This is a genomic window from Isoptericola sp. NPDC019482, assembly GCF_040632295.1.
Classification (GTDB): domain Bacteria; phylum Actinomycetota; class Actinomycetes; order Actinomycetales; family Cellulomonadaceae; genus Isoptericola.
In genome coordinates this window covers 134,480-140,747 of sequence record NZ_JBEYBQ010000008.1, presented here as the reverse complement: position 1 = coordinate 140,747, position 6,268 = coordinate 134,480, and the positions used below count along the sequence as shown (strand labels likewise).

At 76.5% G+C, this 6,268-nt stretch carries 7 protein-coding genes; 3 read left to right on the top strand and 4 right to left on the bottom strand.

The window, feature by feature from the left end; translation table 11 throughout:
• The first annotated feature begins 82 nt into the window (after positions 1-82).
• The gene (locus ABZ493_RS08470) at positions 83-868 is read left to right on the top strand and encodes a uracil-DNA glycosylase (RefSeq protein WP_430581726.1); all 786 of its coding nucleotides are present in this window, start codon (positions 83-85) and stop codon (positions 866-868) included.
• A 61-nt stretch (positions 869-929) separates the two neighbouring features.
• Positions 930-2,024 carry a DUF664 domain-containing protein gene (locus tag ABZ493_RS08465; protein ID WP_430581718.1) on the top strand — a complete coding sequence of 365 codons (1,095 nt, stop codon included), beginning with the start codon at positions 930-932 and terminating at the stop codon, positions 2,022-2,024.
• A gap of 18 nt (positions 2,025-2,042) precedes the next feature.
• On the opposite strand, the gene ABZ493_RS08460 is transcribed toward ABZ493_RS08465, so the two are convergent.
• From ABZ493_RS08460 to ABZ493_RS08450, 3 genes are read right to left on the bottom strand one after another with little or no spacing between them, the layout of a single operon-like run.
• Positions 2,043-3,365, bottom strand: coding sequence for a chloride channel protein (locus tag ABZ493_RS08460; protein WP_430581717.1), 1,323 nt, complete (start codon positions 3,363-3,365; stop codon positions 2,043-2,045).
• Between the two features lie 43 nt (positions 3,366-3,408).
• Positions 3,409-3,777, bottom strand: coding sequence for an SHOCT domain-containing protein (locus ABZ493_RS08455; RefSeq protein WP_430581716.1), 369 nt, complete (start codon positions 3,775-3,777; stop codon positions 3,409-3,411).
• 1 nt (position 3,778) lies between these two features.
• A complete protein-coding gene (locus ABZ493_RS08450; RefSeq protein ID WP_430581715.1) occupies positions 3,779-4,201 on the bottom strand; it encodes a DUF6325 family protein in 423 nt (140 codons plus the stop codon).
• A gap of 221 nt (positions 4,202-4,422) precedes the next feature.
• On the opposite strand from ABZ493_RS08450, the gene ABZ493_RS08445 reads away from it, so the two are divergent.
• Complete coding sequence (locus ABZ493_RS08445) at positions 4,423-5,139, top strand: hypothetical protein (protein WP_430581714.1); 717 nt, start codon at positions 4,423-4,425, stop codon at positions 5,137-5,139.
• A 15-nt stretch (positions 5,140-5,154) separates the two neighbouring features.
• Here the strand turns inward: ABZ493_RS08445 and ABZ493_RS08440 are convergent, their stop codons facing one another.
• Positions 5,155-6,234: a substrate-binding domain-containing protein gene (locus tag ABZ493_RS08440; protein WP_430581713.1), complete on the bottom strand. Its 1,080-nt coding sequence runs from the start codon at positions 6,232-6,234 to the stop codon at positions 5,155-5,157.
• Positions 6,235-6,268 lie beyond the last annotated feature (34 nt).

Sequence of the window (6,268 nt, the reverse complement as noted above, 5' to 3'; positions counted from 1 at the left end):
ATACCTTCCGGGCCCCCACCTTCTGAGACCACCCTCGGCCCGCAACCGCATGTTCGACGGCGACCCTGGGGTCGTGCCTCCCGTGCCAGACGCCGCACCCCCCGCGCTCCCCGACTCCCCCGACTATCCGCTCGCGGCGCGCACCGCGCCGACGCTGGCGGCGCTCGACGCGCACCTCGTGGAGTGCCGGGCCTGCCCGCGCCTCGTCGCCTGGCGCGAGGAGGTCGCCCGCGAGCGCCGCGCCGCCTTCCGCGACGAGCACTACTGGGGGCGTCCCGTCCCGGGTTTCGGGGACCCGGCCGCGCGCGTCGTGGTCGTGGGCCTCGCCCCCGCCGCGCACGGCGCCAACCGCACCGGCCGCATGTTCACCGGCGACCGGAGCGGCGACTTCCTCTTCGCCGCGATGCACCGCACCGGGTTCGCCAACCAGGCGACGTCGGTCGCGGCCGACGACGGCCTGGAGCTGCGCGACATCCGCGTCACCGCCCCCGTCCGGTGCGCTCCACCCGCCAACAAGCCCACCCCCGAGGAACGGCGCCGCTGCGCGCCCTACCTCGCGCGGGAGCTCGAGCTCGTCGGCTCCGGAGTGCGCGTCGCCGTCGCGCTCGGCGGCATCGGCTGGCAGGCGCTGCTCACCACGCTCGCGGAGCAGGGCTGGGACGTGCCCCGCCCGCGGCCGCGGTTCGCCCACGGCGCCGAGGTGACGCTCGCGCGCAGGTCCGACGACGGCACCACGGCGGGCCCGGGAGCCACCCTCACCGTGCTGGGCTGCTTCCACGTCTCGCAGCAGAACACGTTCACCGGCCGCCTCACGCCGGACATGCTCGACGACGTGCTGCGGCGCGCACGCGAGCTCGCGGACGCCTGAACCGTCCCGCCGCGCGCGAAAAGACGGGCCGCGCGCCGGGCCCCCCGGCTAGGGTCGCGGCGTGACCGTGACCATCCTGACCGGCCCGCCCGGCGCGGGGAAGACGACCGTGGCCGCGCTGCTCGGCGCCGACGCGGACCGCCCCACCGCGACCCTCACCACCGACGCGTTCTACCGGTCGATCAGCACCGGGTTCGTGCCGCCGTACCTCGCAGGGTCGCAGCGGCAGAACGAGGTCGTCGCCGAGGTGATCGTCGCGGCGGCGAGCGCCTACGCCCGCGGCGGCTACGACGTCGTGCTCGACGGTGTCGTCGGCCCGTGGTTCCTGCCCCCGTTCCGCGCGGCGGCCGCGCGCGAGGGCTGGGACCTCGCGTACGTCGTCCTGCGCCCCGGCCTCGACGCCACGCTCGCGCGCGCCACCGGCCGCGCCGACGCGGAGCTGCGCGACCCGGCCGCCGTGCGCAGCATGCACGCCGCGTTCGCCGACCTCGACGACCTCGAGCCGCACGCCCGCGACACCACGGACGAGGGGCCAGCGACCACCGCCGCGGCGGTGCGCGCGGCCCTGGAGGGCGGCGCGTACCGGCTGCCCGTCGCCACACCGGACCTCCCGGACGACGACCGTGTCGACCCGCCGCTGCGCGCGGACGAGGTCACCACGCTGCGGGCCTTCCTCGACTACCACCGCGACACCCTGCGCCGGAAGACCGCCGGGCTCACCGCCGAGCAGCTGCGCACGTCGCTGCCGCCCAGCACGATGACGCTCGGCGGGCTGCTCAAGCACCTCGCGTACGTGGAGTCGAACTGGTTCGTCGAGGTGTTCGACGGCGCGCCCGCGACGGCCCCGTTCGACACCGCCGACTGGGACGCCGACCCCGACTGGGAGTGGCACAGCGCCGCCGACGACTCCCCGGAGGACTTGCGGGCGCTGTTCGACGCCGCTGCGACGGCGGCCGACCGGTCGATCGACGCGGCGCTCGCGGGCACGGGGCCGCGCTCCGGGCTGGACGGCACCTCGGCCCGGGAGTCCCGGCGTCCCGGCGAGGGCGCGTTCAGCCTGCGCTGGATCCTCGTGCACATGATCGAGGAGTACGCGCGGCACAACGGCCACGCCGACCTGCTGCGCGAGGCGCTGGACGGCGCGACCGGGGAGTGACCGGCGCGGCCCGCGCGATCAGCCGGCCGCGGCGCGCGCCCGGTCCCGGGCCTCGCGGCGGGGTCGCAGCAGGAACTGCTCGGTCGTGTACCCGACGACGACCGCCACGATCACGACCGGCGCCATCGCCGGCGCGCCCGACCCCAGCAACATGACCACCAGCACGGTCGACGAGACCGGGAACGGCAGGGTCGCGGCCGTGGCCGCGCCCATGCCCGCCGCCAGGGCCGGGACCGCCCCGTACCCGGGCAGGTCGGCGGCGAGCACGCCGGCGGCGGCGCCCAGCAGGACGGCGGGGAAGATGGGGCCGCCGCGCAGGGTGCCGAGCGACACGGCGTACGCGACGCCCTTGAGCAGGAGGAGGGCGACCAGCGCCCCGGCTCCCCATGCCGCCGGGTCGGCCGCGAGCGTCGGGAGCAGGGCCTGCCCGGAGAGCGCGACCTCCTCGGGCGACCGGCCGGTGGCCAGGGCGTACGCCGACGCGCAGACCGCGACCACGAGCGCACCGACCACCGCCCCGGAGAACGGCCGGGACGCCGCCCGGCGGGCGACCGCCTCGCCCAGCCGGTGCACGAGCCGGACCAGGACCGCGACGAGCACCGCCACCGGGAGGGTCCACAGCACGTCGCCGACGTCGGGCCGGGCCGGGGCGTCGATGTCGGGGAGCGCCAGCGACGCGATCTCGAGGCCGGTCCACGTCCCCATGCCCGTGAACACGAGCGCACCGACCCCGGAGGCTGCGAGGCTGGGCAGCAAGACGGCCGCGAGCCGCGCCCCGGTCACGCCGGTCATCGCCGAGGCCTCCACGACGAACACCGCCCCGACCACGGGGCTGCCGAAGATCGCCGACAGGGCCGCGGCGGAGCCCGCCACCGCGAGGACCTGGCGCGCCGGGTCGCCGAGCCGCGCGTCCCACGGCCGCACGAGGACCAGGGCCAGCGCGGCGCCGATCGCCAGCAGCGGCGCCTCGGGGCCCAGCGCGACGCCGAGCGGCAGGCCGGCCAGCGCGGCGAGGAGGACGCCCGGGACGTGGGACGCGGGGACCGGGCCGAGGCTCAGGCCGTGCACCGGCAGATGGCCCCCGTGCCCGGGCAGCGAACGCACCGCGACGCCGACCATGACGCCCGCCACCGCCAGCCACGGCAGCGGCCACCACCACGGCGGCCCGTCGAAGCCCCAGGCCTCAGGCAGCGTCTCCCAGACCAGGTGGGTCAGCTCGTGCAGGACCGCGAGGAACAGGAAGGCCGCCACCGACACCGGGATGCCGAGCAGCGCGCACACGCCGAGGAACCTCGCCCAGGGCCGGCGGGTGGTGGGGTCGTCGGCGACGGCGTCGGTCACGGTTCCTCTTCGGGGTGCGCGGGTCGCGGGCGGCGGGGCTCGCTCAGCCGAGCAGCTTGGCCTTGGCGGCGGCGAACTCCGCGTCGGACAGGACGCCGGCGGCCTTGAGGTCGCCGAGCTGCTTCAGCTTGGCGATGAGGTCGTCCTCCGCCGGGGCGGCGGGCGCCGCGGCGACCTGCGCCTGCTGCTGGGCCTGCAGCTGTGCCTGCTGCTGGGCCTGCTGCTGGGCCCAGGCCTGCTCCTGCTGCGCCTGCTGTGCCTGGTACTGCTGGGCCTCGTACTGCTGCTGCTCGCGCGAGGCGGCGCGGCGGTTCATCGCCCTGCTCGTCGCCTGGGCGGTGCCGGTGATCACGGCCGTGCGGGCCATCGTGCCGATCAGGCCGGGTCGGCCCATCCGTCGCATGGGGGGCATGTCAGTTCTCCTCCTCGATCTCGGCGGCGAGCGCCTCGAGCGCCGCCGGCGGCACCTGGGTCCAGTCGAGCACCTGCCCGCCCGCGCCGCGCACGGCGCCGGTGAGGCCTCGCGCCCACACGTGCTCGAACACGAGCATGCCGACGGCGGCGCCGGGCGCCAGCTCCGCCGAGATGTCGTCGACGTCCTCCGTCGCGAGCAGGCCGGCCGGCTCGCCGACGATGCGCGCCAGCTCGTCGTCGCCGCCCTCGGTGGCCTCGAACCACTCGACGGTGCCGTCGTCCGCCTTGCGGATGAGCAGCGCGTCGAGCACGTCGATCGTGCCGGCGTCGACGAGCCGCCCGAGCTCGGCGACGATCTCGCCCTTGAAGTCGCTGCGGGGGAACTCGATGAGCACGAGCTCCACGGGTCCAGTGGGTCGCATGTCCTGCCTCTCGGTCGGCCTGGCGGCGGGCGGAAGGGCGCCGCGAAGACCGACGACCCGCCCCGTCCTGCGGACACTCTGGCACCGGTCGGAGCGGTCCGCATGCCGGGCGGCGAGAGTCGCACGTCACGCGCCACGGGGGGCGAAGTCGCAGGTCATCCGACACGATGTGCGGTGACCCGAGCGGCGGGCGCCGGGCGCAGCAGGACGGGGTGGACGCGATGACGCGACGGGGCGGGCACGACCGCGGGAACCGGGACGACACGGGCACGGTCAGCCGACGGGTCGAGCTCGTCGCCACCGTCCTGCTCGCCCTGGCGACCGTCGTCACGGCGTGGTCGGCGTTCCAGGCCACGAAGTGGTCGGGCGTGCAGGCCAACAGCTACGCCGCGGCCGGAGCGGCCCGGGCCGAGTCCACGCGCGCCTCCACCGAGGCCGGCCAGCTCACGGTGATGGACGTGACGGCGTTCGCGTCCTGGATCGACGCCGTCGCCGCGGAGACCCGCGCGGGCAAGGACTCCGGGCTCGCCGACGACGGGACCTACGAGCCGGTGGACGGCACCCAGTCCGAGTTCCTGTACACGAGGTTCCGGCCCGAGATGGTGCCCGCGTTCGACGCCTGGCTCGCCACGGACCCCCTGCACGACGACGACGCGCCGCGCACGCCGTTCCTCATGCCCGAGTACCGGCTCGAGGCCCAGGCGCGCGCCGAGGCCGACCTCGACCGCGCGGAGGACCTGTCGGCCACGGCGCGGCAGGCCAACCAGACGGGCGACAACTACGTGCTGACGTCGATCCTGTTCGCGTCGGTCGCCCTGTTCGCCGCCCTCAGCACCAAGCTGGCCCACCGCACCGCCCGCCGCGGCCTGCTCGGCGTCGCCACCGTGCTGTTCGTGGTGTCCACGGTGGTGGTGCTGACGTTCCCCAAGGAGCTGTAGCGAGGTCCCCGCACCTCAGGACTCCGCGCCGCAGGACCCCCGGACGGTGAGCCGCGGCAGCAGCGCGACGTGCCGCGGCGACCCCTGCGCGCCGGGCACCTCGCCGCCCTCGTCCCCCACGATCCGCCCGACGAGCACGCGGAGCGCCTCGCGGCCCAGCTCGCGGCGGGGCGGGGTGACCGTCGTGAGCGGGACGACGGCGAGCTCCGCGTTCTCGTCGTCGTACGCCACCACGGCGAGGTCCTCGGGCACGCGCAGCCCGCGGTCCAGGGCCGCCTCGACGAGCCGGGCGGCGTGGTCGTCCGTGTGCACGAGGACGGCGCGCGTGCCCGACGCACGGCAACGGTCGAGGAACGCGGCCAGCTCGCGCTCCAGCCCGGCCGGGTCGTCCTCGCCCTTGGGCAGCGACACGTCCGGCCCCGGGGAGACGCCGAGCCGCGCGACGGCGGTCGCGAAGCCCTCGCGGACGTGCGGGGCCGTCGGGGTGCGGTCGTAGACCGCGAGGCCGATGCTGTCATGACCGAGCCGGGCGAGGTGCTCGACCGCGAGGACGGCACCGTGGGCGTGGTCCGACCGCACCTGGTCGAGCTCGCTCAGGGCGGTGAGCCCGTCCACGCGACGCTCCACGACGACCACCGGCACGGGCACCGACCGCAGCCACGCCGCCAGCTCCTCCGGCGACCGGTCCCGGGTGGTGGGCGCGACCACGATGCCCTGCACGCCGAGGCCCACGAGGCGGTCCACCTGGGCGGCCTCGACCTCGGGCCGGTAGTGCGAGACGCCGAGCACGAGGCGGACGTGCAGGCTGGGGGCGAGCGCCTCCATGCCGCGCACGAGCGGAGGGAAGTGCACCGTGGCGCTCGGCACGACGACGCCGACCAGCACGCGGGCCGTCTGGGGCTCCCGTGCCGAGCGCAGGGCCACGGCCCCGCCGTGCACGCGCGCCAGCCGCCCCGCACGGTCGAGCTCGACGATGTCGCGGCGGATCGTCACCTCGGCGACCCCGAGCGCGGCGGCCGCCTCCGCCGAGCGCACGCTCCCCCGCAGCTCCACCTCGCGCAGGAGGTACTCGTGCCGGGCCGTGGGCAGGTGCATGGTTCCTCCGTCGTCGTCGAGCGGTCGGTCGCCG